This window comes from Methyloparacoccus sp. NF-16, from assembly GCF_056880625.1.
On record NZ_CP174130.1, the window covers coordinates 340,777 to 367,234 of the forward strand.

The 26,458-nt window shown below is 69.2% G+C and carries 18 protein-coding genes; 5 read left to right on the forward strand and 13 right to left on the reverse strand.

Annotated features, from left to right (window positions below; genetic code table 11):
* Positions 1 to 167: 167 nt before the first annotated feature.
* From recC to recD, 3 genes are read left to right on the forward strand one after another with little or no spacing between them, the layout of a single operon-like run.
* Entirely contained in the window at positions 168 to 3,533 is a 3,366-nt protein-coding gene (gene recC / locus ACH5N8_RS01575; RefSeq protein ID WP_483282234.1) for an exodeoxyribonuclease V subunit gamma, read from the forward strand.
* Entirely contained in the window at positions 3,526 to 7,230 is a 3,705-nt protein-coding gene (gene recB, locus ACH5N8_RS01580) for an exodeoxyribonuclease V subunit beta (protein WP_483282235.1), read from the forward strand. The genes recC and recB overlap by 8 nt, the downstream gene beginning before the upstream one ends.
* A gap of 23 nt (positions 7,231 to 7,253) precedes the next feature.
* Positions 7,254 to 9,077, forward strand: coding sequence for an exodeoxyribonuclease V subunit alpha (gene recD / locus ACH5N8_RS01585; RefSeq protein WP_483282236.1), 1,824 nt, complete (start codon positions 7,254 to 7,256; stop codon positions 9,075 to 9,077).
* 51 nt (positions 9,078 to 9,128) lie between these two features.
* Here the strand turns inward: recD and ACH5N8_RS01590 are convergent, their stop codons facing one another.
* The 3 genes from ACH5N8_RS01590 to ACH5N8_RS01600 all read right to left on the reverse strand — a co-directional run bounded on the left by ACH5N8_RS01590 (position 9,129) and on the right by ACH5N8_RS01600 (position 11,428).
* Positions 9,129 to 9,404 carry a hypothetical protein gene (locus tag ACH5N8_RS01590; RefSeq protein WP_483282237.1) on the reverse strand — a complete coding sequence of 92 codons (276 nt, stop codon included), beginning with the start codon at positions 9,402 to 9,404 and terminating at the stop codon, positions 9,129 to 9,131.
* Between the two features lie 366 nt (positions 9,405 to 9,770).
* The gene (locus ACH5N8_RS01595) at positions 9,771 to 10,136 is read right to left on the reverse strand and encodes a hypothetical protein (protein WP_460027022.1); all 366 of its coding nucleotides are present in this window, start codon (positions 10,134 to 10,136) and stop codon (positions 9,771 to 9,773) included.
* Positions 10,133 to 11,428: an ammonium transporter gene (locus ACH5N8_RS01600; RefSeq protein ID WP_483282238.1), complete on the reverse strand. Its 1,296-nt coding sequence runs from the start codon at positions 11,426 to 11,428 to the stop codon at positions 10,133 to 10,135. Before ACH5N8_RS01600 ends, ACH5N8_RS01595 begins: the two co-directional genes overlap by 4 nt.
* 191 nt (positions 11,429 to 11,619) lie before the next feature.
* Between ACH5N8_RS01600 and ACH5N8_RS01605 the strand changes: the two genes are divergently transcribed.
* Positions 11,620 to 12,999, forward strand: coding sequence for a porin (locus tag ACH5N8_RS01605; protein ID WP_483282239.1), 1,380 nt, complete (start codon positions 11,620 to 11,622; stop codon positions 12,997 to 12,999).
* A 321-nt stretch (positions 13,000 to 13,320) separates the two neighbouring features.
* Positions 13,321 to 14,823 (forward strand): nitrogen regulation protein NR(I), encoded by a 1,503-nt coding sequence (gene ntrC, locus ACH5N8_RS01610; RefSeq protein WP_483282240.1) that lies wholly within the window; start codon positions 13,321 to 13,323, stop codon positions 14,821 to 14,823.
* Positions 14,824 to 14,940: 117 nt separating this feature from the next.
* Here ntrC and ACH5N8_RS01615 read toward each other — a convergent pair whose 3' ends face one another.
* The 10 genes from ACH5N8_RS01615 to ACH5N8_RS01660 form a co-directional block, all read right to left on the reverse strand.
* Positions 14,941 to 15,735 carry a bestrophin-like domain gene (locus ACH5N8_RS01615; RefSeq protein ID WP_483282241.1) on the reverse strand — a complete coding sequence of 265 codons (795 nt, stop codon included), beginning with the start codon at positions 15,733 to 15,735 and terminating at the stop codon, positions 14,941 to 14,943.
* Between the two features lie 91 nt (positions 15,736 to 15,826).
* The gene (locus ACH5N8_RS01620) at positions 15,827 to 16,960 is read right to left on the reverse strand and encodes a glycosyltransferase family 4 protein (RefSeq protein ID WP_460027027.1); all 1,134 of its coding nucleotides are present in this window, start codon (positions 16,958 to 16,960) and stop codon (positions 15,827 to 15,829) included.
* Positions 16,961 to 16,973: 13 nt separating this feature from the next.
* On the reverse strand, positions 16,974 to 18,989 hold the full coding sequence (asnB, locus tag ACH5N8_RS01625; RefSeq protein WP_483282242.1) for an asparagine synthase (glutamine-hydrolyzing): 2,016 nt from the start codon (positions 18,987 to 18,989) through the stop codon (positions 16,974 to 16,976).
* A 58-nt stretch (positions 18,990 to 19,047) separates the two neighbouring features.
* The gene (locus tag ACH5N8_RS01630) at positions 19,048 to 20,187 is read right to left on the reverse strand and encodes a glycosyltransferase family 4 protein (RefSeq protein WP_483282243.1); all 1,140 of its coding nucleotides are present in this window, start codon (positions 20,185 to 20,187) and stop codon (positions 19,048 to 19,050) included.
* A complete protein-coding gene (locus tag ACH5N8_RS01635; protein ID WP_483282244.1) occupies positions 20,187 to 21,311 on the reverse strand; it encodes a glycosyltransferase in 1,125 nt (374 codons plus the stop codon). The genes ACH5N8_RS01630 and ACH5N8_RS01635 overlap by 1 nt, the downstream gene beginning before the upstream one ends.
* Positions 21,311 to 22,414, reverse strand: coding sequence for a glycosyltransferase family 4 protein (locus ACH5N8_RS01640; protein ID WP_483282245.1), 1,104 nt, complete (start codon positions 22,412 to 22,414; stop codon positions 21,311 to 21,313). Before ACH5N8_RS01640 ends, ACH5N8_RS01635 begins: the two co-directional genes overlap by 1 nt.
* Positions 22,411 to 23,427 carry a glycosyltransferase family 2 protein gene (locus tag ACH5N8_RS01645; protein WP_483282246.1) on the reverse strand — a complete coding sequence of 339 codons (1,017 nt, stop codon included), beginning with the start codon at positions 23,425 to 23,427 and terminating at the stop codon, positions 22,411 to 22,413. The genes ACH5N8_RS01640 and ACH5N8_RS01645 overlap by 4 nt, the downstream gene beginning before the upstream one ends.
* A gap of 72 nt (positions 23,428 to 23,499) precedes the next feature.
* Entirely contained in the window at positions 23,500 to 24,528 is a 1,029-nt protein-coding gene (locus ACH5N8_RS01650; RefSeq protein ID WP_483282247.1) for a glycosyltransferase family 2 protein, read from the reverse strand.
* 53 nt (positions 24,529 to 24,581) lie between these two features.
* Positions 24,582 to 25,475, reverse strand: coding sequence for a polysaccharide pyruvyl transferase family protein (locus ACH5N8_RS01655; protein ID WP_483282248.1), 894 nt, complete (start codon positions 25,473 to 25,475; stop codon positions 24,582 to 24,584).
* Between the two features lie 135 nt (positions 25,476 to 25,610).
* Entirely contained in the window at positions 25,611 to 26,453 is an 843-nt protein-coding gene (locus ACH5N8_RS01660) for a sulfotransferase family protein (RefSeq protein WP_483282249.1), read from the reverse strand.
* Between the last annotated feature and the right edge of the window lie 5 nt (positions 26,454 to 26,458).

A 26,458-nucleotide genomic window follows, 5' to 3' on the forward strand; every position in this document is an offset into this window, starting at 1 on the left:
GTAGTACAGCAGGTAGTCGGCGGCGGGTCTTGCTTCCCCCGTGGCGCAGGCCGCGCTTTTCCGCAGGCGCCTTTGAACGCCCTTGTTTGAGATGATGGGGCCATGAGCATCTTTCCATCCGCTAGCCGCGAACCCGGCACGGTGGCCTCCCCGGCGAATCCCAGTCCATGCAGCCCGGCTTCAACCTGATTTTCTCCAACCGCCTGGAGGTGCTGAGCGCCTGGCTGCTGGCGGATCTCGGCGACGGATCCGGCGATCCCCTGGCGGCGGAGACGGTGATCGTGCCGGGCACGGCGATCCGGCGGCGGCTGGAGATGGACTGGGCCCGGTGCCATGGCGTCTGCGCGAATGTTGCCTTCGGCTTTCTGGCCCAGTGGGTGTGGGAACTGCTGCGGCAGGCGACGCCGGTCGCCAGCCAGTCGCCCTTCGCTCCGGATCTCCTGGCCTGGCGGCTCTACGGGCTGTTCGAGGACGGTGCCCTGGCGGCCGCGCATCCGCGCCTGGCCCGCTATCTGGCCCGGGCCGATCACGATCCCCTCATGCGCTATGAGCTGGCGCAGCGGGTGGCGCGGCTGTTCGACCAGTACATCACCTACCGGCAGGACTGGGTGCGGGCCTGGGCGGACGGCCAGACGCTGCCGCCGATGGCGCAGCCCATGGTGTTGACCGAGGGCCAGGCCGAGGATCTGGCCTGGCAGGCGGACGTCTGGCGCCGTCTGCTGGCCGGCATGGGGGTGGCGGCGGAGCATCCCGCCGAGGCGTTCTTCCGCCAGCTGCAGGCCGCGGGCCGCGACGGCCTGCCGGTTTCCCTGCCGCCACGCGTGTCGCTGTTCGCGCTGGCCGACGTGCCGCCGCTCTACCTGGACATCCTGGCCCGGCTGTCGGCGTGGATGACGGTCAATCTCTACGTGGTGAACCCCTGCCGGGAATATTGGGATCTGCTCGCCACGCCCCGGCAAATGGCGCAGCTCAGGGTCAGCGGGCAGCTCGATTACCATGAGGTCGGCAATCGCCTGCTGGCCGGCTGGGGCCGCCAGACGCAGGCGTTCCTGGCACTGCTGAACGACAGGCAGGCCATGCGCCGGGACGATCGGGAGCTGTTCGTGCCGGCGGCCGGCGACAGTCTCCTGGCCCGGCTCCAGAACGACATCCTGCGCGCCGAAGAGGGGCCGGCCGCCACGTCCGCCAGCGGCTGGACGACCGGCGATCGCAGCCTCGAGATTCATGTCTGCCATTCGCTGGCCCGCGAGCTGGAGGTGCTGCACGACCAGCTGCTGGATGCCTTCACCCGCCAGCCGGACCTGACGCCTGCCGATGTACTGGTGGTGCTGCCGAACCTGGACGAGGCGGCGCCCCTGATCGAGGCCGTGTTCGGCAGCGTGCCGCGCGCGCGGTCCATTCCTTACACGGTCACCGGGCTGCCGCGCCGGCTGGCCAATCCGGTGGCGGTCGGCTTCGGGGCGCTGCTGGAGCTGCTGCCCTCGCGCTGCCGGGCTAGCGAGGTGTTTGCCTTCCTGCGCCGGCCGGAGGTTCGCGCCCGTTTCGGCCTGGACGAGGCCGAGCTCGCCGCCGTGCATGACTGGATGCGCCAGGCTGGCATGCACTGGGGGCTGGATGGCGCACACCGCGCCCGGCTCGGATTGCCGGACGCGCCCGAGTTCACCCTCGGCGAAGGGCTGGACCGGCTGTTTCTCGGCTACGCCGTGCCAGGGCTCGACGAGCCCTTGCAGGGCCGCCTGCCGGCGGGCGGCATCGAGGGCTCGATCGCGCAGGCGCTGGGCGCCCTCGACCGCTTCGTCGAGGTGCTGGCAGCGGCCGCCGCCAGCGCCGGCCAGCCGGCCCCGGGCGAGGTCTGGCACCGGCGCCTGCTCGGCTGGCTGGACGATTTCTTCGTCGACGACCGCGACCGCCTGGATGCACGCGCCGAGGTCCGGCGCGCGATCCTGGGCCTGGGCGACCGGCTGGCGGAAACCGGCGTCACCGGCGACCTGCCGCTGCCGGTGGTGCAGGCAGCGCTGCGGGAGAACCTGGAAGCCGCCGCGCCCGGCGCGGTGCCGAGCGGGTCGGTGAGCTTCGCCGGGCTGGGGCCGATGCGCCATCTGCCCTACCGTTTCGTCGCCGCGCTGGGGCTGGGCGATGGCGTGTTCCCCGCCAGCCGGGCACCCGACGAGTTCGATCTGATCGCCGCCGCTCCCCGGCTGGGCGACCGGCAGCGGCGGCTGGACGACCGCAATGTCTTCCTCGACCTGCTGCTGGCGGCGCGCGAGCGGCTGCACCTCAGCTACACCGGTTGCAGCATCCGCGACAACAGCGCGCTGACGCCGTCGATCCTGCTGGCCGAGCTGGGCGACTATCTCGAGCGCCTGACCGGGGCGACGGATAGGCCCTGGGAGATCCGGCACCCGCTGCAAGCCTTTTCCCGCCGCTACTTCACGGCCGACGCGGTCCCGGGCGCGCTGTTCAGCCATGCCGTGGAGCTGGCCGAGGCGCTCAATCAGCCGCCGCCGGTGGCCGTCCCCGTGCCGGCACCGTCGCCAGCGGATGCGCCTGCGGATGAGGATGCCGATACGGGCGAGGAGGCTGGCCACGCGGCCACGGACCCGCCCGCCGGGCGGTTTTTCCCCGCCCCGCTGGGCTGGCGCGACGACGATCCGCGCGAACTGGCCCTGGCCGACGTGCAGCGTTTCTTCGGCAATCCCTGCCGCTACCTGCTGGAGCGGCGCCTGCGGCTGGTCCTGCCGCAGGCGGACGAGGAACTGGCCGACGATGAACCTTTCCTGCCGGACCGCGCCAGCCGCATCCTCCTGGCCGAACGCCTGCTGCCACAGGCATCGGCGGCATCGCCGGACGCGCTGATGGCGCTGGCCCGCGCCGCGCTGGACTATCCCCCCGGCGTTTTCGGCGCATTGCTGCTGGAGGAGGAGGTGACCACCATCGCCGGCTTCGCCGGCCGGCTGCGCGACAGCCTGACCGGGCCGACCCTGCCGCCGGTGACCGACACGCTGACGCTGACGGTGGACGGCGAAACCTGGCGGCTGAGCGGGGCGCTCAACGCCCTGTGTCCGGCCGGGCTGGTCCGCGCCCGCTACGACGACCTGCGACCGGGCGATCGTCTGGCCGGCTGGATCGAGCACCTGTTCCTGAATGCCCTCCGGCCGTCCGGCGTGCGGCCGGAGACCCGCTGGATCGCGCGCGATGGCGGTTACCGGCTGCCGCCCTGCGAGGATGCACGCGAGTGGCTGACGGTGCTGCTGCGGCTCTATCGCGACGGCTGGACCCGGCCGCTGCATTTCTATCCCCGCGCGGCCTGGGCCTATGTCGACCGGCATGCCAGCGATCCCGACCAGGCCCTGGCGGCAGCCCGGAGGGTCTGGGAGGTCAATGCCCAGGGTTATGGCGAAAGCCTGCAACCGGCCTACCGGCTGGCGCTGCGCGGCGTGGAACAGCCGCTGGATCGCGACTTCGAGGACACCGCCCTGGCGGTGCTGCGGCCGTTCCGGGCGCTGGCGCTGCCGGAGGCTGCGGATGACTGAGTTCCGCGAGCTGGAGGTCTTCGACTGCCCGCTGTCGGGCGTGAACCTGATCGAGGCGTCGGCCGGCACCGGCAAGACCTGGAACATCTGCTGGCTCTACCTGCGGCTGTTGCTGGAGCAGGGCCTGCAGGTCCGCGAGATCCTGGTGGTCACCTTCACCACGGCGGCGACCGCGGAACTGCGCGACCGCATCCGCGGCCGCATCGGCGATACCCTCGGCGGGCTGGCGCGCCGGGAGGCCGGCATGCCGCTCGACGATGACGACCCTGTGCAGGGCCTCCTGGCGCGCCTGATCGTCCGGGGCCGCACGCCCGCCGAGCTGCGCGACCGGCTGGCGCTGGCCCTGGCATGCTTCGACGAGGCCGCCATCTACACCATTCACGGATTCTGCCAGCGCGCCCTGGCGGATGCGCCATTCTCCGCCGCGCAGCCGTTCGAGCTCGACGCGGTGCAGGACGACCAGGAACGCCTGCAGCAGGCGGTTTACGACTTCTGGCGCCGGCGCGTCGCCCATGCGCCGCCGGGCAGCCTGTCGCCCCTGCTGGCGCGCTACCTGCGCGATGTCGGGGATACGCCGGAAAAGCTGGCGGCCCTGCTGCGGCCGGTGGTGGCCAAGCCCCTGGCGCGTCTGCACTGGCCACCGGATCTGGACGCCGTCGCCGCGCCGGACGAGGCGCCCGTGCAGCAGGCCTTCGCGGCGGCGCAACGCCACTGGGGCAGTGACGGCGCTGCGCCCAGCGCCTGTCTGCTGGCGGCGCTGGCGGAAGGGCGGCTCAAGGCCAACAGTTACAAGCCCGACAGCGTGGCGGCCGGGCGTCTGGCCTGGACCGGCTGGTTCGCCTCGGGTGTGCCCGCCGGCGGACAGCACCGCGCCGACGGCAAGCGGCTGGGGCTGTTCGCCGCCGAGCGCCTGGCGGCGGGGAAGGGTACGAAAAAGGGGTGCCAGCCACCGCAGCACCCCTTCTTCGCCGCCGCCGAAACCCTGCTGGCGGCCTGCGACACGCTAGATCAGGCGCTCCGGTATGCCCGCCTGCGCTGGCTGCGGGAGCTGGTCGAGACGGTCCCGGCCGCGCTGCGGCAGGGCAAGCGGCAGCAGCGCGTGGTCAGCTTCGACGACATGCTGCGCAACCTCCACGAGGCCCTGTCCAGCGATGGGGGCGACACGCTGGCGATGGCCCTGCGCCGACGCTTCCCGGCGGCGCTGATCGACGAATTCCAGGATACCGACCCCCTGCAGCTCGGTATCTTCGACCGCCTGTACGGACAGGACGCCGGTCCCCTGTTCATGGTCGGTGATCCCAAGCAGGCTATCTACCGCTTCCGCAACGCCGACCTGCATACCTATCTGGCCGCGCAGCAGCGGGCCGGCCAGCGCTATTCGCTGCCGCGCAACCAGCGTTCGGTCGCCGGCCTGATCGCGGGCGGCAACGCGCTGTTCGGCGTCCATGAGCGCGCCTTCCTGCAGGAAGGCATCGCCTATCGTCCGGTTTCCCTGGGTGACAAGCAGCGCCAGCCGGGTTTTCCGGCACTCGTCGATCATGGGGCGGCCGCGCGCGCGCCGTTGCAGGTCTGGTTGCTGCCCCGCGCGCCGGATGGCCAGCGGCGGCTGCGGGCCGAAGCCTTCCCGCTCGCCGCCGCGACCGTGGCGGCGGAAATCGCGCGGCTGCTGGGCGAGGCCCGGGCGGGGCGTGTCACCCTGGGCCAACGGCCACTGCGGGCGCGCGATATCGCCGTGCTGGTGCGCAGCCACGCGCAGGGCCGGCGGATGCGCGACGCGCTGGCCGTGCGCGGCATCGCCAGCGTCGAGCTATCGCAGGCCAGTGTCTTCACCACCGTCGAGGCCGAGGAGCTGGCCTGCATCCTCCTGGCCGTGGCCGAGAAGCGCGACGCGTCGATCCGCGCCGCCCTCGCCACCGGCCTGCTCGGCCATGATGCCGTCACCCTCGACGGCTATGTGCGGGACGAGGCTGCCTTCTTCCGGCATGTGCAGGCGTTCGCCGGCTACCGCGAGCAATGGGAGCAGCGTGGGTTCGCCGTCATGTTCCGGTATCTGCTGCGCGAGCAGGGGATCGAGGCGCGTCTTCTGCGCGAGCCGCACGGCGAGCGCCGGCTGACCAACCTGCTGCACCTGGGCGAGCTGCTGGCCCAGGCTGCCCGCGAGCACGCCGGTATCGACGCGCAGCTGCGCTGGTTGCAGGCCCAGCGCCTGGATGTCACCGTCGGCGACAGCGCCCAGCTGCGCCTGGAATCCGACAGCGAGCGCGTCCAGATCGTCACCATCCACAAGTCCAAGGGCCTCGAGTACGCCGTGGTGTTCTGTCCCTTCCTCTGGGATGGCTACCGCAACAGCCGCAGCGATGCGCCCGATCTGCGGCAATATCACCGGGCCGGCACGACCGTGCTCGATTTCGATCCCGCCGCGCGGGACGATCTGTCGCTCAAGGCGGCCATCCGCGACGAGGATGCCGCCGAGACGCTGCGCCTCATCTATGTCGCCCTGACCCGCGCGGTGCACCGCGTCTACCTCATCGCCGGCTGCTACGAGCGCTGCTACCAGGGCAGTCGCAATGCTGGCGAAAGCACCCGCAGCCTGTTGAACTGGCTGATCGCGGGCGGCGGCATGACGACCGACGACTGGTTCGACAACCGGAAGGTGCGGGCGCCCGACGCCATCGAGGACGCCTGGCGCGCGCTGGCCGAGCGGGTGCCAGGCGGTCTGGCGGTGGCGGAACTGCCGGCGCTGGAGACGGCAACGGCGGCCGCGCCCGAGACGTCGCCACCCTGCCGGGCGCGGCCCTTCCGGCGGGTGCTGGTCGAAGGCTGGAACCGGGGCAGCTTCACCGGCATGACCCGCCAGCGCGCCGAGGGCGAGTCCGCGGCCGACCATGATGCCGACGCGCCACCAATGCCCGGCGAGCGGAGCGTGGCGCCGGCCGACCTGGCGGCCGACGACATCCTGCGCTTTCCCGCCGGCCCCGGGGCCGGCAGCTGTATCCATCGGCTCTTCGAACTGGCCGACCTGGCCCGGCCGGCTGCGGCGGAGCAGGCCATCCGGCAGGCGCTGGGCGAATATCCGCAACAGCCGGTGGATGGGCTGGGGCAGCCGCTGGCGCCGGAACCGATGCTTGGCCGGCTCCTGCGGGACGTGCTGGCCACGCCCCTGCCGGCCGGCGCCGGCAGCCAGCTGTGGCTGTCCCGGCTGAAGCCTGGCGATGTTTTGCGGGAAATGGCCTTTACCCTGGCGGCGGACACGCTCACGCCGGAGCGGCTCAATGCCTTTCTCCGCCAGCAGGGCTACGCGCTGGCGCCGCTGTCGTTCCGGACGCTCAGGGGTTACCTCACCGGCGCCATCGATCTGGTGTTCCGTAGCGGTGGCCGCTATTACCTGCTCGACTGGAAATCCAACCACCTGGGCTATGCGCCCGCCGACTATGATCCCGTCCGGCTGCACCAGGCCATGCGGGAACACGCCTATCCTCTCCAGTACCTGCTATACACGCTCGCCCTGCACCGGCAGCTGGCCCGGCGCCTGCCGGGCTACGACTACGACAGGCATTTCGGCGGCGTTCTTTATCTGTTCGTGCGTGCCGTGCGTCCGGACTGGGGCGATGCCGGCATCTTCTTCGACCGGCCGTCGGCCGGCACCGTCGCGGCGCTGGACACCCTGATCGGCCGCGCCGGGGCGGCATCGCCGTGACCCCCATCCGGGCCGAAACCGCCATGTCGCGCGCCCAGTGGCTGGCCGAGGGCTTCGCCCGCCACCTGGTCCGCTGGGCGCGGGCGTGCGATCCCGAGCGTACCGATGCCGACCTGCTGGCGGCGGCGGCCCGGCTCGCCAGCCTGGCCACCGCCGAGGGGCATGTCTGTGCCGATCTGGGCGACTGGCCGGAGGCCGATCGCCGGCGCCTGCTGGCCTCCGGGCTGGTCGGCGCGCCCGCGGCGCCGCAGCGCCTGCCGCTGCTGCTGGACGACGCCGGCCGTCTCTATCTGCGTCGCTACTTCGATTACGAGCGCGAGCTGGCCACCGCCCTGCAGGGCATGGCGGCCAGCATCCCCCGGCCACCGTCGGTGGTGGCGGCGGAGCGCTTGCGGGATCTGTTCGAGGGCGGGGCGGCGGCAACGCCGGACTGGCAGCAGCTGGCGGCGGCGATGGCCCTGCTGGGACGGCTGACCGTCGTCAGCGGCGGTCCGGGCACGGGCAAGACCACCACCGTGCTCAAGCTGCTGGCCTGCCTTCTGGCCGACGATCCCGACTGCCGCATTGCCCTGGCGGCGCCGACCGGCAAGGCCGCGGCCCGCATGGTCGAGGCGCTGCGCGGCCAGGCCGAACGGCTGGGCCGCGCCGGACAGTTGCCGCCCGAGACCGCTGCGCGCCTGCCGCACCAGGCCGCGACCCTGCACCGGCTGCTGGGCGTACTGCCCGACGGCGGTTTCCGTCACCATGCCGGCAATCCCCTGCCCGTCGACGTGCTGGTGGTGGACGAGGCGTCCATGCTCGACCTGGCGCTGGCCGCCAGGCTGGTCGCCGCCGTGCCGCCGGCGGCACGGCTGATCCTGCTGGGCGACAAGGACCAGCTGGCGGCGGTGGAGGCCGGGGCGGTGTTTTCCGAGATCGCCGGCGACCCGGGGCTGTCGGTGGCGCGCCGCGCGGCGCTGGCGGCGTTGACCTGTTGCCCGGCCGCGGCGATCGAGCCACCCGCGCCCCTGCGACCGACACCGCTGGCCGACGCGGTGATCTGGTTCGCGCGCAACTACCGCTTCCACGAGGCGCCGGGTATCGGCGAGCTGGCCCGCCGGGTCAACGGCGGTCAGGTGGAGGCGGCGTTGCAGCTGCTGGGCGCGAACGCGTCGCCTGACCTGGTCTGGGTGGCGGATGCCGGCGGAGGCCTGTCCCGGGCGCTGCAGGCGCAGCTGATCGAGGGGTATGACGAGTACCTGGCCGCGTTGCCCGACGGGTTGCCGGGGCCGGAACAGCTGGCCGCGGTGTTCGCCGCCTTCAACCGCTTCCGCGTTCTCTGCGCCATCCGCGACACCGCGCGCGGCGTGCAGGCGATCAACCGGCTGCTGGTCGAGGCGCTGCGCCGCCGGCTCGGTCTGCCGCCCGCCCTGGGCCAGGATGATGTCTGGTTTGCCGGCAGGCCGGTGCTGGTGCTGCGCAACGATTACACCAGCCGGCTGTTCAATGGCGATATCGGCATTGTCCTGCCGGGCCCGGCGCCGGACGAGCTGCTGGTCTATTTCCCCGAGGGCGAGAGCGGCTTCCGTCCGGTGCCGCGGTTGCGCTTGTCCGAGCACGACACGGCGTTCGCCATGACCGTGCACAAGTCGCAGGGATCGGAATTCGAGCGGGTGGCCCTGATCCTGCCGGAGGTTCCCGGCCGGGTCGTCACCCGCGAGCTGATCTACACCGGCATCACCCGCGCCCGGCGTCAGGTCCTGGTGGCCGGCAGCGCGGCGGTGCTGGCGGCGGGCATCCGCACGCCCACGCAGAGGCGTTCCGGTCTCCTCGCCCGGCTGGACGAGGCCCGCGCCGAGGGCGGCTGAGTTCGGGCCGCTGGACGGCCGCGGGGTCTCGCCGGTCCCGGCGGGTGACCTTCAGGGGTTGCAGCTGTAGGCCTTGCCCTCGGCCTCGCCGTTGAAGCTGCCCACCGGCCGATAGTGGGTGAACACGATGTGGGTGGCGCCCAGCTTGCCGGCCTTGATTTCCGCACTGGCCTTGGCCAGGGGTTTCCAGCCCATGTTCTTGCCATAGCCCGAGTTGCCCGCCACGGTGCCGAGAAAGTGGCACTTCGAAACCGTAGCCGCGCTGGCCTCATCGGGATTGGCCATGGCGGTTTCCGCTGCGAAACCGATGGCGAGGACCAGACTCACCGTTGTTCTTGCAAAAGCGCTAACCGTCATCTTCGGCTCCCGGAAATTGTTCTTCTACACCAATCTGGTGCGTAATCGCACTATGTTGGGGAGCAAAGGATAAAGCGTTTCGCGCCGACAGGGAACCGTTGCGCGTCAATATTGTCGCCCGGCCGGCATGGGGCTGCGCGTGCCCGGTGGAAAACATCAATCAATTCCGTGGCTTGCGCTGAAACGGGCGGGTGGTGCCCGGTTTTTTCGGAGTGTCCGGCAGCCATCGTCAATGCACCATTATGGTGTGCCGGCGATGGCTGGCGGGTGGCCGGTATCGTGCCCGCTGGCCGGGGTGCAGGAATGTCGCTTCGCCTGCGGGGCCGCCGCGGACGTTCAGGGCGCGCAGAGGGATTTGGCCGCGTCGCTGATGGGGGTGATGTGGGCGTCATGGTCGACCTGCCAGCGATAGCGGGCCTCCATGCTCTTGGAGATGCGGAAGGCGCGTTCGACGGTCAGGCTGTCGCCTTCGGGAAAGAAGCGCCAGCCCAGGTCGCGGCGGCTGTGGGTGCGGGACTCTTCCTCCAGTCTCGCGCCCAGCGTGCCGTTGCCGCACGGCATGGCCTCGATGTTCAGCCGCGCCTGATCCTCGTGCATGTCGGCCAGTGCGGCGAGGCTGCTCAGCGCCATCAGCATGACGCCCGCGCGCAGAGCCCTGCGCCCGCCCGCGGATGGCTGGCCGGGCGGCGGTGCGTGCGTCACAGGTGGTACCCCTTGCCGTTGTGCGAGCTCAGGTCGAGCCCCTCGGTTTCGTCGTCAGCTCCGACCCGCAGGCCGTTGAACCGGTCGACGAGCGTGAGGATCGCCAGGCTCGCCGCACCACTCCAGCCCAGCGCCACCAGTACGCCGATGCCCTGCACTCCCACCTGCTGCAGGACGTCCAGCCCGGTCGGCAGGCCCGAGCCGCCCAGCGCCTTGACCGCCAGCGGAGCGGTCAGCAGCGAGCCGATCATGCCACTGACGCCATGCACCGGGAAGACGTCCAGGGCATCGTCGATGGCCAGTTTCCGCTTGACCCAGTGAATGGCAAAGAAGCAGATGCCCCCGGCCAGGATGCCCATCGCCAGCGCGCCCAGCGGGCCGACGAAGCCCGCTGCCGGGGAAATGATGCCCAGGCCGGCGATCATGCCTGTCGCCAGTCCCAGCAGGGTTGGCCGGCCGAAGCGCGACCATTCCACCGCCATCCAGACCAGCGCCCCGGCCGTGGCGGCGATATGGGTGGTCAGCATGGCCACGCCGGCGGCGCCATTCGCCATCAGTGCGCTGCCGGCGCTGAAGCCATGCCAGCCGACCCACAGGATGCCGGCGCCCGCCGCCGTCAGGGTCAGGTTGTGCGGCGGCATCAGGGTGCCGGGGAATCCGCGTCTGGGGCCCACCCGCCAGGCCGCCGTCAGGGCGCCGATGCCGGCCGTGGTATGCACCACGATGCCGCCGGCAAAATCGACCACGCCCAGCTGGGCCAGCCACCCGCCGCCCCAGATCCAGTGGCATACCGGCACGTAGACCAGCAGGGTCCATCCCAGCGTGAACCAGAGCGTGGCGGAGAAGCGCATGCGCTCGACAAAGCTGCCGATCATCAGCGCGGGCGCGAAAACCGCGAAGGTCAGGTGATATATGCAGAAGACCGACTCCGGAAGATTGCCGGTCAGGGCGTCGGCATCCAGGCCCAGCAGGAACAGCCGGGAAAAGCCGCCCAGGACCGCCGGCCAGGGTCCGGTATCGGTCAGTGCCAGGCTGTAACCAGCGACCATCCACAGGATCGAGACCAGCGAGGTTACCGCGAAGCATTGCACCAGGACGGACAGGACATTCTTGGTCCGCACCAGCCCGCCGTAGAACAGGGCCAGTCCCGGTACGGTCATGAACAGCACGAGGCCGGTTGAGGTCAGGATCCAGGCCGTGTCGGCGGAGTTCAGTTCCTCGCATGGCGCCGGGCTGCTGGCCAGCAGCATCAGGCACGCCGCCAGGAGGCGGGGGAAGGGGGTTCGGCTCATTGGCTCCTCCGGGTGGCAACCGGCCAGGCGTGGCGGAATCGCCCCTGGCGGGTTGTGTTGCAATGCGGCGCTCGCTCGTGGTGCGCAAATGCACCATTGGCGGGCGTCACTATAGTTGCTTTGCGGCTGGATGGGCAGGGAGCGCGTCAGTCTGGGCGAAATGGGTGCCTTCCGGGTGGCCTATATAGTGCATGACGCACCGAAAAGGAACCTTCACCCGTCATACCGGCTTGTTTGCTGCCCAACACAAGGTCTTCCCCGTCTGCCTGACCGCCATCGTCCTCTCGATCCTGTCGGTCCGGGGTCTGGCCGGGGAGCCGCATCCCGATCCAGGGGCTTGGACCGGGGCGTCCGGGCTTTTCGCGATGCTGCCCGCTGGCGGCCCGAATGCCTCCCGCTGGCTGCGGGACCTGCGTCTGGCTGTTGGCGGCTGGGTGGATGTGGGCGGTACCTACAATCCGGCGATGCCGGGCGATCGCTTCAACGGCACGGTGACATTCGGTGACCGCTCGGGGACCCTGCAACTGAACCAGGCCTATCTTTACCTGGAGCGGCCGGTCGACATTCAGGGAGACAGCTGGGACCTGGGCGGGCGCGTCGACCTGATGTTCGGTACCGATGCCGCGTTTGCCCAGGCCAGCGGCGATCCCGAGTCGCATTGGGACCAGAATCTGCTGGGCAACGACCTGCGCTTTTACCAGCTGGCCATACCCCAGCTTTACCTTGAAGGTGTCATGCCGGTCGGCAATGGCCTGCTGACCAAGCTTGGCCATTTCTACACCATCGTCGGCAACGAGTCGGTGATGGCCCCGGACAACTTCTTCTACTCCCATACCTATCTGATGCAGTACGGGGAGCCGTTCACGCAGACGGGGGTGCTGAGCAGCTACGCCATCACCGAGAACCTGACCGTCAGCGCCGGCGCCGTGACCGGCAGCATCATCGGCGGATGGGATGGCGGCTTCGATCACAACCTGGAGCAATGGGGGTTTCTCGGCGGCCTCACCTGGGCGGATGGCGAAACCAGTTTCACGGGCAACGCTTCGCACGGCGTCCAGGCGCAGAATGCGGGGGACTGGAATCTGGTCAGCCTGGTTCTGCACCACGATGTGACGGCGCTCACCCACTTCACGCTCCAGCACGATTACGGCTGGGCAGAGAAGGCTGTCGCCGGGCAGACCGCCGAGTGGTACGGGCTTGCGTCCTACCTGACCTACGACCTGACATCGACCCTGTCGGCCGGACTGCGGGGCGAGTGGTTCCGCGATGACGAGGGCTTCCGGGTACGGTCGCGGCCACGGATTTCGGCCCACGCCGAGGCTGGCGGCACGGGGCGTCTGGAGGCCATCCCCTCGCGGGATGCCTCCGGCCAGCTGACCGGCAACACCTATTATGCGATCACGGCCGGGCTCAACTGGAAGCCGCTGCCATGGGTGACCTTGAGGCCGAATCTGCGCTATGACTGGGCGGACAAGGTCAGTCTGTTCGACTGCACGGGCGGCATGGCGTCCAGCCGTTGCGCGGATGGCAGCCAGTGGCTGCTGTCCGCCGATGTGATCCTCATGTTCTAGTGTGGTGCCGCCTCCTCCGGCCGGCCCGCTTCGCGACCCGCCGCCCGCCTTCCGCGGCGCCGGGGACTGCAAGCGGTGCACTTTGCCCATGGTTGGCGCGCCATCGCCGGTGTTGCGGTCTAAATGCACCGTTGCGGTGGTCAAAAAAACCTTTTTCCTTGCGCCAGCGGACGAATCTTGGTGTAATCGTTTCGAGGGGCAACCTTCTGGGCGGTTGGACACGCTGGCGTGCCCGTCGCGCTTCCGGGGTTGTCTGCGTCCGGATAGTGTCCAAGGTTGGCGACCGCCCTGCAGCACCAGCCATTTTCCTCACCAAGCACGATGCCAAGAACCTCATCCGTCGCGGCGATTTCCCGTCCCGCTGCCGAGCCGACGCCCGGTCCGGGCGAATTGGTGTGGATCCTCGATGCCGACGCATCCATCCCGGTCAACCTGGTCAAGGCGCTGCGCGGCCTGGATATCGAGACCCGGATGTTTGCCACAGGCCGTGATCTGCTGGCCCAGGAACGGCCCGCCCGTCTGTCGGCGATCGTCGCGGACATGCAGGTGCCGGACATGGAATATCACGAACTGCTCGACCGCCTGCAGGCCCGCTATCCGGACATGCCCGTGATCGTCATCACGCCCTGCCCCGATCTCGAACATGCCGTCAGGGTCTTTCGGGAAGGGGCGTTCGAATACTTGCCCGAGCCGTTCGAGCTTGCCGAGGCCATCGCCCTCATCCGGCGGGCCTGCCAGCAGGGCCGCCGGGTCCAGGCCATGGAGCCCGCTCCGGCACACACCGGCTCCGACCTGATCGGCAGCGCACCGGCCATGCATGATGTGTTCCGCACCATCGCCCGCCTCTCGCGCTCGCACGCGACCGTTCTGGTGCAGGGGGAGTCGGGCACCGGCAAGGAGCGGGTTGCCAGGGCCCTGCACCAGCATGGTCCACGCGCCGACCGGCCGTTCATCGCGCTCAACATGGCGGCAATGCCGCCCGAGCTGATGGAGGCGGAGCTGTTCGGCCACGAGGCGGGCGCCCTGCCTGCCGCCCCGGCCCGGAGGGTGGGGCGTTTCGAACAGGCCAACGGCGGTACGCTGTTTCTCGACGAGATCGGGGATCTGCCGCCGGTCATCCAGCAACGGTTGCTGAGGGTGCTGGCCGAGGGCGAGTTCTTTCCGGTCGGCGCGCTGAACCCGGTCAAGGTCGACGTCCGCATCGTCGCGGCCACGCATCAGAACCTGGAGGCCCAGACCAGTGCCGGCCGGTTCCGCGAAGACCTCTACCACCGGCTGAGTGCCGTCCGCATCCAGTTGCCCCCCTTGCGCGAGCGGCGCCAGGACATACCCTTGCTGCTGCGGCATTTTCTCAGGGAGGCGGCGCGCGAGCTCAAGCTCGAAACCCGCTGGCTCAGGCCCGAGGTCGAGGATTTCCTCTGTGGACTGGACTGGCCCGGCAATGTCCGCCAGCTGGAAAACGCCTGCCGATGGATCACGGCCACAGGGGTCGGGCGCGAGGTCTTCATGCAGGATTTGCCCCCGGAGCTGCTGCAGTCGGGCGAGCCGGAGCGTTTCTCCCCGGCGATGGCGGACCAGTGGACACACCTGCTGCGCAGCTGGGTGCTGCAACGCCTCCGCAGCGGCGAACAGCATGTCGCCAGGGAAACGGTCGACCTTGCCGAGGCCATTCTCATTCGTACCGCCCTGGAGCTGACCCATGGACGCCGCGAGGAAGCCGCCAGGCTGCTCGGCTACGGTCGCAACACGGTCAGCCGCAAAATCGCCGAACTCAACCTGGATGCGAACGCCAGCGGCGCGCTCCCGGTGACCACGTCCTCCTGAGCCACCCTGGCCCCGCCCGCGGCGGGCGGGGTATCCCGCGCGGCCAGCCGCGCAGCTCGTCGGTCTTCTTGTGCATCCGCGCGCTCCCGTCTCCCGGGATTGCCGCCCCGGCCCCGGCTAGGGTTGCCGCTCGGAGAGGCTTTGTTGCAGCGCAACCAGGCTTTCCTGGCTGATGCCGATCAGCCCGCGCCGGGTCGCGCTGAAATCCGCCAGCACGGTGATGACCGCCGCGATCAGCACGGGAACGATGGTCAGGGCGAAGGCCGTCCGCCTGCCGGTGGCGCCGGCGCCATACCCGGTGGCCCAGCAGCCGCAGCCGGCGACGCCCAGCAGCAGCACCCAGACCGTGAGCGGGATGCGGTTGCGCATGGCCGCCAGGCGGGTGGTGTCGAGATCGATGATCCTGCTCAGGGAGTTCACGAAGTTCGCGGTCAGGGGCGAGTCCGACAGTTTCCCCGCCGCAACGGCATGGTTCCAGAGCTGCTGCTGGATGGCCGTGGCCGCCTGTTCCGCGGACGCGATCCTGTCCGAATCGTAGCCGGCCCCATAGAAGCCCAGGCGCACGTCCACATAACGCCGCAGCAGCTGCTCCGACGCGCCGCGGTGCGGCTCGGGCAGGAAGGCCGCCAGGAGGTAGGTGGAGCCGATCGCATTGGCCTCCTGCACCACCAGGTCCCGCCGCACCTCGTAGCGCTGCATGGCCATGGCGAAGGTGAAGCCCAGCAGCAGGGCCAGCAGGCCAAGCACGGATCCTTGCAGGGTGCCGAGCTGGTTCAGGCAGGCCTCGTCGCTGGTCTCATGCACGCGCAGCCCCCGGCGGAAACCGAACTCGGCCACGGCCAGCAGCACGACCGTGAAGAAGAACAGCACGCGCCACTGGCTGGAGAAAACGTGGGTCAACAGGTCTTGCATGGTCGTGAATCCAGGCGGGGGACGCTCGTCGGGAAGGCTCTGCGCCGGGGCCGGGGCTATCCGCTCCGGCTGCCGGATGGGATGGTGGCGCTCATGCGGCGGGCTTGCGCAGGTTCCTGTACACCGCCAGCGTCTGCCGCACGACCGCGTCCTCGCCGAATTCCTGCTCCGCCCGCTGGCGGCCGCGCCGTCCCATGTGTCGCCGCCGTTCGGGGTCGTCCAGCAGCGTGCGCAGGGCTTCGGCCAGGGCGCCGGCATCGCGGGGCGGAACCAGAAGCCCGTTGTCGCCGTCGGCGACGGCTTCGCGACAGCCCGGCATGTCGGTGGTGACGATGGCCCGGCCTGCCGCGGCGGCCTCCAGCAGTACCTTGGGCACGCCCTCGCCGTAATAGGACGGCAGGCAGGCGAGGTGACTCTGCGCCAGCACCGCCGGCATGTCGGTCCGCTTGCCCCACCACTCGACGACGCCGGCAGCGCGCCAGGCGTCGAGTTGCGCGACCGGGATGGCGGCATGGTTTTCCGCGTCCGGTTCGCCCACCAGCACGAAGCGCGCCCGGACCCCGGCGGCCTGCAGACGCTCCGCCGCCGCCACGAATTCGCCCACGCCCTTGTCCCACAGCAGCCGTGCCGCCAGGGTGACGACGGGCACGCCGTCGACCTCGGGCGTCGGCCGGAAGCGGTCGAGGTCGACGCCGGAGCCGCGGATCAGGGTGGCCTGCTCCGGGCGGATGGCCCGGGTCTCCAGCAGCAGGCGCAGGTCGTCGGGATTCTGGACGATGACCTGGCCGTGGTCCCGCAGCAGCCAGCGGAACGCCAGCTTGACCAGCTGGCGCAGCCGGCCGGCCCGCCGCTCGTCGGCGAAGATGTGGCCGAGGCCGGCCAGCGCGTTGACGACGCCCGCCTGGCCGGTCAGCCGGGCCGCGAGGCTGCCGTACAGTACCGGCTTCAGGGCGACGTTGTGCAGGATGTCCGGCCGCTCCTGGCGCAGCACCCGGGCGATGGCCAGCACGGTGCGCCATTCGGCCAGCGGGTTCCTGCCGCCGCGGGAAAGCTCCAGCGGGATCAGGCGCAGGCCGGCGTCGCGGATCGCGTCCGCATGCCGGTTGACGCGGGTGGCGACGGCCACGTCGAAGCCGGCCGCGCGCGCTCCGATGCCCAGCGGCAGGCGGTGCGAGCAGAAATACCAGTCCTCGGTGACGAAGAACAGCAGCTTGGGTCGGGACATGGCGGGATGGCTCTCAGTCGCGGGCGGACTGCGCTTCCAGCCAGGCCTGGAACATCAGCACGTCCCACAGGTGGTAGGACCAGTTGCGCCGGCCGGACTGGTGCTGCACCCATTTTTCCTGCACCAGCACGGGATTCAGGTAGCCCTCCGCCTTGAGCCGCCGCGGCTCGATCAGGGCCTCGGCCCAGGGTTTCAGGGGGCCGCGCAGCCAGTGGTCGATGGGAACGCCGAAGCCCATCTTGGGGCGGTCGACCAGGGCGGGCGGCACATGGCGGTAGAGCACCTGGCGCAGCAGCCATTTGCTCTGTCCCTGGCGGATCTTCAGGTCCAGGGGCAGGCGCCAGGCGAATTCGACCACCCGCTGATCGAGCAGGGGGACGCGGGTTTCCAGGCTGACGCCCATGGCGGCGCGGTCCACCTTGACCAGGATGTCGTCCGGCAGGTAGCTGACCGTGTCGAGGTACATCATCCGCTGCTCGAAATCGCGCAGCTGCGGCCACTGGCCGCGGTCGTTGAGCACGGTCTGGGGCTCCCGGCCGCCGCGCACCAGCCGCGCGGGTTCCCGCCAGTGCGAGATGAGGTCGAAATAGATGTCCTCGGGTGTCCTGGAGCCGAGGATGATGGCGAGCTTGTGCAGCTTGTCGCCCAGGCCGGCGTAGCGGAGCCTGGCCGGCAGCAGAAAGCCCAGGTGCCGGAAGATCGCGTTCCAGGCATGCGGCGGCACCACGGTCAGCAGGCCCGCCAGCCCATGCCGCAGGCCGCGCGGCAGGTAGCGCAGCTTGCGCCAGAAGTTCACCGCCCAGAAGTAGCGGTTGTAACCGCCGAACAGCTCGTCGCCGCCGTCGCCCGAGAGGCTGACCGTGACCTGCTGGCGGGCGAGCTGCGAAACCAGGAACGTCGGTATCTGCGAGGCGTCGGCGAGGGGCTCGTCGTACAGCGTGGGCAGCCGCGGGATGACCGCCATGGCTTCCTCCGGCGTCACGTACAGCTCGGTGTGGTCGGTGCCCAGGTGGCGGGCCACCGCCTTGGCGTGCTCGGCCTCGTTGTACTCGGCTTCGGCGAAACCGATGGTGAAGGTCTTCACCGGCTGCGACGACTGCGCCTGCATCAGCGCCACCACCAGGCTGGAATCGAGACCGCCGGACAGGAAGGCGCCCAGCGGCACGTCGGCCACCATCTGCCCGGCGATGGCCTCGCGCAGGAGGCCCTCCAGCGCGTCGGTGGCCTCCGCTTCCGTGCCGGTGAAGGGCTGCATCTGCCCGCGCAGGACGGTATCCCGGACGCTCCAGTAGGCGACCGGCTGCGGTTCCTGGCGATGCTGGCCGAATACCAGGTAGGTGCCGGGCGGCAGCTGCCGGATGTTCTGGTAGATGGTGTAGGGCGAGGGGATGTAGTCGTGGCGCAGCAGCTGCGTGAGCGCATCGCGATCGATGTCGCCGCGAAAGTCCGGGTGCTGGCGCAACGCCTTGAGTTCCGACCCGAACACCAGGGCATCGCCCTGCCAGCCGTAGTAGACGGGTTTCTCGCCCAGCCGGTCGCGGGCCAGATACAGCAGCCGGTCGTGCCGGTCCCAGAGGGCGAAGGCGAACATGCCGATGCAGCGCGTCAAGGCCTCGCCGACGCCCCAGGCCTCGATCGCGGCCAGCAGGGTTTCGGTGTCGGAATGGCCGCGCCAGCCGGACGGCGCGGCCGGCGATGTGGCCTCGATGCGGTCGAACAGCGGATGCTCGGGCGCCGCCGGCCCGCTTTCCAGCGCCCGGCGCAGGGCCAGGTGATTGTAGATTTCCCCGTTGAAGGCGATCACGTAGCGCCCGCTGCGGGAGTGCATCGGCTGGTGGCCGGCGGCGCTGAGGTCCAGGATCGACAGGCGCCGGTGGCCGAGGGCGATCCCGGTTGCGCTGTCGGACCACAGGCCGTCGTCGTCCGGGCCGCGATGGCGCAGGGTGGCCGTCATGCGGCCGACGATGTCATGCAGCTGCTCGGCAGAGGTGCCGGCCGAGCGGTCAAAGAATCCGGTGAATCCACACATGCTTCAGGTTCCAGGGTTATCGTGAGTCGTGTCGCGGTTCATGCCCGGCCGCTTGGCGTCAAGGCAGCGCCGGGCCCAGGCGCCGGTACAGCCGCTCGTACTCGCCGGTGATGCTCGCCAGCGAGTAGCGCTCCCGCACGCGCTCCAGGGCCTCCCTCGCCAGCGTCTGTCTCAGCGGCGCATCGGCGAGCAGCCGGTCAAGGCCCCGGTACAGAGCCTCGGCATCTCCCGGCGGCACGACGATGCCGGTCCCGCCGAGGATTTCCCCGGCATCGCCCACATCCGTGGCCACGCAGGGAATGCCGCAGGCCATGGCCTCGCCCAGGACGTTCGGAAAGCCCTCGCCCCAGGCCGAGCTCAGCACGGCGACGTCCAGCGACTGGAAAAAGGCCGGCATGTCGGACACTTCGTCGAGCAGGTGCACCCGCTCCCTCAGGCCGGCGGCTTCGATGCGCTCTGCCAGCCCGGCATTGCCGGGGTTCAGGCCATGGCCGGCCAGCACGAAGCGGGCCGTCGGCTGCGCGGCCGCTATCCGGCTTGCGGCGCGGAAAAAGTTCGCATGGTCCTTCATGGGATGGAAGCGCGCCGCCATGCCGACCAGCAGGGCGTCGGCCGGCAGCCCCAGCCGTCGGCGGCGTTCGCGCGATTCCGCCAGGGTTGCCGGCGCGTAACGGCGGGTGTCGAAGCCATTGGGAATGAACACCCGCCGGTCGCGCCGGTAACCCAGCCGTTCATGCTGTTGCGCACTGGTCAGGGAGTTGTAGATGATCCCGCGTGGCTGCGCCGAGACGCGTGCCGAGAGCCGGATCAGGCCACGGGTCAGGGGCTTCTCGCGGGCCAGGTCGCCAAGGCTCTGGCGGACATTCCAGACGACCGGAACGCCGCGGGCGACGGTGCCGGCCGCCAGACTGGCCGCGAGGTTGCCGTGATACATCCAGCCCTGCAGCAGGTCGGGCCGTGCCGCCCCGACCTGCTGCAGGAGCTTCGACAGGCCGCCGAGCGTGGGCCTGCCCCTTGGCAGATCCACGGTCAGGACGGGGACGCCGAGGGCTTCGATAGCGGCACCGACCGCACCCCGGTCCATCAGCGAAACCACCGTGTTCGCGTAGCGGGAACGGTCCATCGCCGACAGTAGCTTGAGGAGCATGCGCTCCGCTCCATGAGCGTAGAGCCCGGTGATGATGTGGCAGATGCGCATCAGCCGAGGCTCGCGAAAGCGGCCAGGGTGCCCTCGGCCAGGGCCTGTTCGCCGAGACGGGTCTCGATGTGCTGCCGCACGGCGCGCCCCAGCGTGTCGCCCTGCTGCTGTGCCCGGCGCGTCAGGTCGGCGATTCCCCCGGCCAGCGCCGCCGCGTCGCCGGGCGGCACGACGATGCCGCAGTCCTCGACCAGCCAGGCGGCGTCGCCGACATCGGTGGTGACGCAGGGGATGCCGCAGGCCATGGCCTCGGCCAGCGTGTTGGACATGCCCTCGCCGTACAGCGAGGCCGATACCGCCATGTCCAGGGCGTTGTAGACAGCCGGCATGTCGGTTTGCGGCCCGGCCCAGATCAGTCTGTCGTCCAGTCCCAGATCGGTCGCCTGCCGCCGCAGCGACGCATCCAGCGCAGCCGGTCCTCCGCCGACGCAGACGAAGCGCAGGCCGGGATCGGTGGTGCGCAGGCGGGCGGCGGCCTGCAGGAAGATCGGGTGCCCCTTCATCGGATCGAGGCGGCCGATCAGGCCGACCAGCCGCTGTTCCGGCGCGATGCCCCAGGCGGCGCGGAAGGCCGCGCCGCAGCGGCGGTCGGGCAGGAAGCGGCGGGTATCGATGCCGTTGCGCACCACGCGCAGCCTGGCCGCCGGAAAGCCGGCGGCCAGGGCCGCCTGCCGGCCACGCTCCGAGTTGGCGATGACGAGATCGGCCTGGCCCGCCAGGCGGGTTTCCAGGTGGCTGGTCAAACGGCTCAGTCCGTCATAGCGGGACAGGTCCATGTTCGAGGCGCGCAGGCCGATGACGCGCCGGGTGCCCGGCAAGCAGGGGCCCAGCAGGCTGTTCAGCAGATTCGCGACGGTCAGGAAGGAGTAGACGATGTCCGGTCGCTCGCACCGGAGGGTGCGGAGCAGTCGCCAGACAAAACCCGCGTTGTCCCAGCGGCCCCGCTTGCCAAGGTCGATCAGCGGGATGCCGGCGCCGGCCAGCTCGGCTTCCAGCGCGCCGCCGCCATAGAACACCGCGACCTTGATCTCATGGCCGCGTTGCCTGAGGGCGGTGGCCAGCAGGCAGACCTGGCGTTCGGCGCCGCCGACGCTCAGCTGGCGGATCAGCAGCAGGATGCGCATCAGGTACCCCTGACCCGCGGGCGCAACAGGGCGTCCCAGCGGGACAGCACCTGGGGCAGGCCGAACCGCTGGAGGATCTCCGGCGCCCGGCGGGCCAGCCGGGCCCGCAGGTCGGCCTGGGTCATCAGCTGCTCCAGCGCGGCGGCCAGCGCGGCCGGGTCCTCCGCCGGCACCAGGCAGCCGTCCAGCCCGTCGCGGATGATTTCCCGGGGTCCGGTCGGGCAGTCGGCGGCAACGACCGCGAGGCCCAGGGCCATGGCCTCGCAGAGTGCCATCGGGAAACCCTCGAAGCGGGACGGCAGCACGAACAGGTCCGCCTGTCGCAGGAACGCCTCGGGGGCATCCACCTGCCCGGTCAGCCAGACCCGCCCTTGCAGTCCCAGGTGCTCGATCCGGGCTTCCAGATCCTGGCGCAAGGGGCCCTCGCCGAGGATGGCCAGACGCCAGCCGGGCTGGCGGCCGGCGAGTGTGGCAAAGGCGTCCAGCAGCAAGTCGAAACCCTTCTGTTCCGTCAGCCGGCCCATGGCGGCCAGCCAGGGGCCGGGTGGCAGCACCGGCGGACGGGCCGCGCCCTCTGGCGGCAGGACCACCGGATTGGGGATGACGGCGAGCTTCCCCTGCAGACGCCGGGGAAAGAAGGCCCGCACGCGCTCGGTCAGCACTACCACCCGGTCCGCCATGGGATAGACCGCCCGGCGCAGCAGTCTCCAGGCCGGCTTGATGTGGTACTGCGAGGGGTCGATGTGCTCGGACACGATGACCGGCAGGCCCAGCCCGCGGGTTGCCAGCAGGGTCAGCACATTGGTGCTGTCCAGGAAGCTGATGACGGCGTCGGGATTCGCGGCCCGGATGGCCCGCCGCAGGGCCAGCAGGCGTTTGCCATTGTTCAGCAGGGCCGCCGGCAGGTTGCGGGATTGCCGGAGCTGTCCCAGCCGCTGGTGGCGGATGCGCCCGTCCAGCGGGAAGAAGGGTGGCAGCGATCCGTCATCCAGGGTGATGAGGTCGATCTCCCGGCCCTGCGCGGCCCAGGCGTTGGCCAGGATGGACATGACCCGCTCCGCGCCCCCGGCCGTGAGCGCGTGAATGATCAGTGCCAGTTTCATGTGGGGGGCGCCACCGCGAGGCGGGGGATGTCCTTCCGCAGCAGGCAGCGCAGCAGCAGCTTTGCCTGCCAGTTCGGCGCGGCGGCGCGGCCGATGGGGGACTGGCGGAACAGCCGCCAGGTGCGCAGGCCTTCATGGGCGAAGTTGCCCAGGGCGCCGTACCAATAGCGCACCAGATGCGGATGGGCGAGGCTGGCCGGGATGCCGCAGCGGGCGCAGCCAAGATCAAGCAGCTTTTCCAGCCAGCGGCGGATGTTTTCCGGCCTGTCGTCCCCGGCCGGCGGCTGGAATTTCGCCAGCCGGTTGTGCAGACGCAGCTCCGCTTCACTGGCGCCGATGCCGAGGTTGTGCAACTGCCGGCCCCGGACCTGGTCGGCGGTGCCGCCCTGGGCGGCCTGGTGCCGGTGGCTGACGTTGTCGGGGTGGGCGCGGTAGCGCACCAGCGCCTGCGGCAGGTTCGCCGTCGCGGTCAGTTCGGCGCAGCGGCTCCAGAGTTCGTAGTCCTCCGCGTGGACGTGGGCGAGGCTGAAGTGCAGCGCATGGGCTTGCAGGAACGCGCGCCGGATCAGCATGGTGCTGTGCTGGAAGGGATTGTCGAACAGCATGAAGAACCGTATGGCACCGTGTGCCGTCGGCAGTTCGACGGTCGACACGCGGTCGTTTTCCAGTTTCTCGTACCACGTTCCGCAGATGCCGATTGCCGGGTGCTGTTCCATGAACGCGATCTGCCGGTCGAGCCGTTCGGGCAGGCTGATGTCGTCGCCGTCCATGCGGGCGATGTAGTCCCCGCGCGCCAGCTCCAGGCCCTTGTTCAGGGTGCGTATCAGCCCCAGGTTCGCGCCGTTCTCCACCCGCCGGATGCGGGGGTCGTCGAAGGCGCGGCTGATCTCCCGGCTGTCGTCGGTGGAGCCGTCGTCGATGATCAGCAGTTCGAAATCCCGGTAGGTTTGGCGCAGGATGCTGTCGATCGCCGGATGCAGATATTTCCCGGCGTTGTAGACCGGCATCAGCACGGTTGCCTTTGGTGGATGGTGGGCGCTTGCTTTAATAGCGGGTGGTCCTCGGCGGTGGGAGATTGACGGCTGTCAGGTACGGGATTGTCCGATTCCGAATCCGCAAAGCGATCGCAGGAACAGCTTTGCCCGCCATTCCAGGCCGGCATGGGTGCCCATGGGGTATGCGTTGAACAAGCGCCAGACCGTGCGGCCATTCCCGGCGGCCTGTCCACAGGCCGAATACCAGTAGCGGCCTAACACACCGTAGACCAGGGAGGACGGGAGAGTCGTCCTGTCCAGCACGGCATCAGCCAGGGACGAAAGCCATTCACCGGCACGCCGAAGCCGATCGAAATCGCCTTCGAAGCGGAAGTTCAGCAGGTCCAGGTGCAGTTGCAAGTCCGCGTCGTCAGGATGGATGCCAAAGCTTTCCAGGTGAAGCGGTCTGACCCTGTCGGCATGCCGCACCATGTCCTCGCGGAAGCGGTTGCTGGAATTCCCGGGATGGAACCGATAGGTGACATGCGCTGCCGGGAGATTCGCGAGGCGCATGTGTCTGGCGCATCTGACCCAGAACTCGTAATCCTCGGCAAAGGCAAAGTCGTTGTCATAGCGCAGGTGCTGCTGCTCGATGAAGGATCGCCGCAGCATGACAGTGTTTTGACCAAAGCAGTTGTCGAAAAGCAGCATGAAAAGGATGTCCTCGTGCCGCTGTGGAAACCTGACGGCTTCCGTCTTTGTCCCGGTCACTTTCCGGTACCAGGTTCCGCAGACGCCTACATCCTGATGCCGGTCAAGGAAGGCCACCTGGGCAGCAAGCCTGTCCGGACCGGCAATGTCGTCCGCGTCCATGAGCGCCAGGTAGTCGCCCTGTGCCAGCTCCAGCCCATGATTGCGCGTCCGCGGAATGCCCAGGTTGCCGCTGTGGCTGACCAGACGCAGGCGAGGGTCGCGGTATTCTCGTATGGCGCTCTCGGTATCATCGGTAGAGCCGTCATTGATGATGAGCAGGCTGAAGTCCCGGTAGGTCTGGTTCAGGATGCTGGAAATGGCCTCGCCGATAAAGTCCTGGCCATTGTATACGGGTATGAAAACCGTTACCCGAGGTGCAGGCGGCATGGTGTCGAGGCCTCCGTGACGGTACGGGATGAGGTCAGCCGGCGGGTGGCTGGTTACGAATGGCAACACATCCGGAAAGCCTCGGACGCCAGAAAATCATCAAAGGCCGCCTTGTAGCCCGGGAAGTCGAAGGTGACGGACCATTGCCCCTGGCGCGCAATGGCTTTCTCGATGAAGGTCTTGTCCATCTGTCCCGGGCGATGCAGGAGCGGATTGACGTCGTAGCGCCCGACGGAGCGCATGTAGTCGACAAACTTGAAGGCCCCGCCGTCAAGCTTATCGCTCATCTTGGTCCATGTGTTGGGAATGCCGAGCGCGTCGGCAACGATGAGGCCATGAAGGCTGGACGATGCTATGAAGGCGCAGTCGCACATTTGCTGGAGGATGTGCTCGCAGCTTCCGTTTTGCACGTCGATGATGCTGACCCTGAGGCCATCAAAAGATAGCTCGCCTTCGATGCGGGTTCTTTCATGGCTTTTCCGGATCCTCCGCTTCAGGGTTTTGAGCGGCGTCAGCCACGGCGCCGGCGAGAGTGCGTCCTGGTCGGCGTAGTGGGGGATCAGGCCAATATCGTACGTGGGGTTGGCCTTCGGTCTGCAGGGTGACAGGAGCGACAGGAGCAAGGCCGGATCGCCGAGGGTAACGTCCTGGTTTGGCGGCAGCAGGCCTTGATGCCGCAGCCGCTGCCTGGTCAGCGGGCCGCGAACGCAGCCAATCCCCAGGGGAGGCCTTGGCGGCAATCTGGATTCATCGATCAGGCCTGCTCCCCATATCCAGGTGTTCGGGGTTGCTGTTCTAATCATCGAGCCGATGAACATGAGGTGTGGCGCCTCATCCCAGGGTTCGGCGACGGCTTTGACGGGTATTCCGAGGAGGCACTCGAAAATATAGCGGTTTAGCTCGTCGCCGAAGTTTGGAGTACCCGTGTAATACTTGATGTTTAGCATATGGGCGTGACCGGTGGGGCGGTGGCGGCGCGGGTTGACGGAGCCATGCTTCAGCAGCCCGCGCGCTTGCTCTTGTGGGGCGCGGGACTTGGTGCTGCCCGTCCGCCCGCAGCAGCGGGTGGCCGAGCCGGTTGGCTACTCTGGCAGTTCATGGCCGTAGCCGAAGTGCTCGAAGTCAGGTCGATAGCGCTCGTAAACCCTGGCTTGCAGGGCGGGGGTGTAGACATTCCGGCAGCCCTCGCTCGTGCCGGACTTGGTGCGGCAGAGGTGAGGCAACGCCGGGATCGCCGTGTCGTCGATGCCGATGGCCTGGAACGCCTTGGTGAAATCGCTCTGGTAATGCTCGAAACGGCCAACAAAGGTGTAAGGCAGCAGGCCATGCAGTATCTGGGTGCTTTGCACGCGCCAATGCGGATCCATGTCGTGATCCGATTGTCCGGCCACGGCTGTCACGAACGCCTCAAAGTCCACCGGGTGCGACAGGTCGCTGGTATCGTGGCCCAGCAGGCGCAGTATCTTGGCCTTTTGCGGTTTGCCCTTGACGATCTTGTCGCGGTAGCAGGACAGCAATCGGCTGTAGGGGTTGCGCACGAAGGTGATGAATCGGTAACCCTGCCTCTGAAGGGCGCTGAGCGAGGTGGGGTGCCGAAAGTCGTTCAGGCAGGTCAGTGGGCACTGTGATCTGTCGTGGTATGTGCGCCAGTCGTCCTGATCCATCCCGGCCTGTCGGTGCTCCAGTTCAAGCTGCACCAGGGCCGACTTGAGCGACGTGCAGCCAGTCTTGGGGTTGTCCATGTAGACATACCGATAGCGCCGGGAGATAAAGACGGCGTACAGCAGGTCGTCACGCGGCAGGTTCTTTAGCGCTTGCTGGATGATCGGGCAGTTTCTCTGGTAGGGGTGCCAGCGCAGGGCTCTGAGACGCTCGATGAGGGCTGCCCCACAGGCGCTCTTGACGGATTTGAGGGTGTTGATCATGGGGG

Coding starts and splice junctions, on each gene's coding strand:
- ACH5N8_RS01615 (WP_483282241.1), bottom strand. CDS start 15,735: ATGCAAGACCTGTTGACCCACGTTTTCTCCAGCCAGTGGCGCGTGCTG.
- ACH5N8_RS01600 (WP_483282238.1), bottom strand. CDS start 11,428: ATGAGCCGAACCCCCTTCCCCCGCCTCCTGGCGGCGTGCCTGATGCTG.
- recD (WP_483282236.1), top strand. CDS start 7,254: ATGTCGCGCGCCCAGTGGCTGGCCGAGGGCTTCGCCCGCCACCTGGTC.
- ACH5N8_RS01630 (WP_483282243.1), bottom strand. CDS start 20,187: ATGCGCATCTGCCACATCATCACCGGGCTCTACGCTCATGGAGCGGAG.
- ACH5N8_RS01640 (WP_483282245.1), bottom strand. CDS start 22,414: ATGAAACTGGCACTGATCATTCACGCGCTCACGGCCGGGGGCGCGGAG.
- ACH5N8_RS01650 (WP_483282247.1), bottom strand. CDS start 24,528: ATGCCGCCTGCACCTCGGGTAACGGTTTTCATACCCGTATACAATGGC.
- asnB (WP_483282242.1), bottom strand. CDS start 18,989: ATGTGTGGATTCACCGGATTCTTTGACCGCTCGGCCGGCACCTCTGCC.
- ACH5N8_RS01660 (WP_483282249.1), bottom strand. CDS start 26,453: ATGATCAACACCCTCAAATCCGTCAAGAGCGCCTGTGGGGCAGCCCTC.
- ntrC (WP_483282240.1), top strand. CDS start 13,321: ATGCCAAGAACCTCATCCGTCGCGGCGATTTCCCGTCCCGCTGCCGAG.
- recB (WP_483282235.1), top strand. CDS start 3,526: ATGACTGAGTTCCGCGAGCTGGAGGTCTTCGACTGCCCGCTGTCGGGC.
- ACH5N8_RS01655 (WP_483282248.1), bottom strand. CDS start 25,475: ATGCTAAACATCAAGTATTACACGGGTACTCCAAACTTCGGCGACGAG.
- recC (WP_483282234.1), top strand. CDS start 168: ATGCAGCCCGGCTTCAACCTGATTTTCTCCAACCGCCTGGAGGTGCTG.
- ACH5N8_RS01605 (WP_483282239.1), top strand. CDS start 11,620: ATGACGCACCGAAAAGGAACCTTCACCCGTCATACCGGCTTGTTTGCT.
- ACH5N8_RS01620 (WP_460027027.1), bottom strand. CDS start 16,960: ATGTCCCGACCCAAGCTGCTGTTCTTCGTCACCGAGGACTGGTATTTC.
- ACH5N8_RS01635 (WP_483282244.1), bottom strand. CDS start 21,311: ATGCGCATCCTGCTGCTGATCCGCCAGCTGAGCGTCGGCGGCGCCGAA.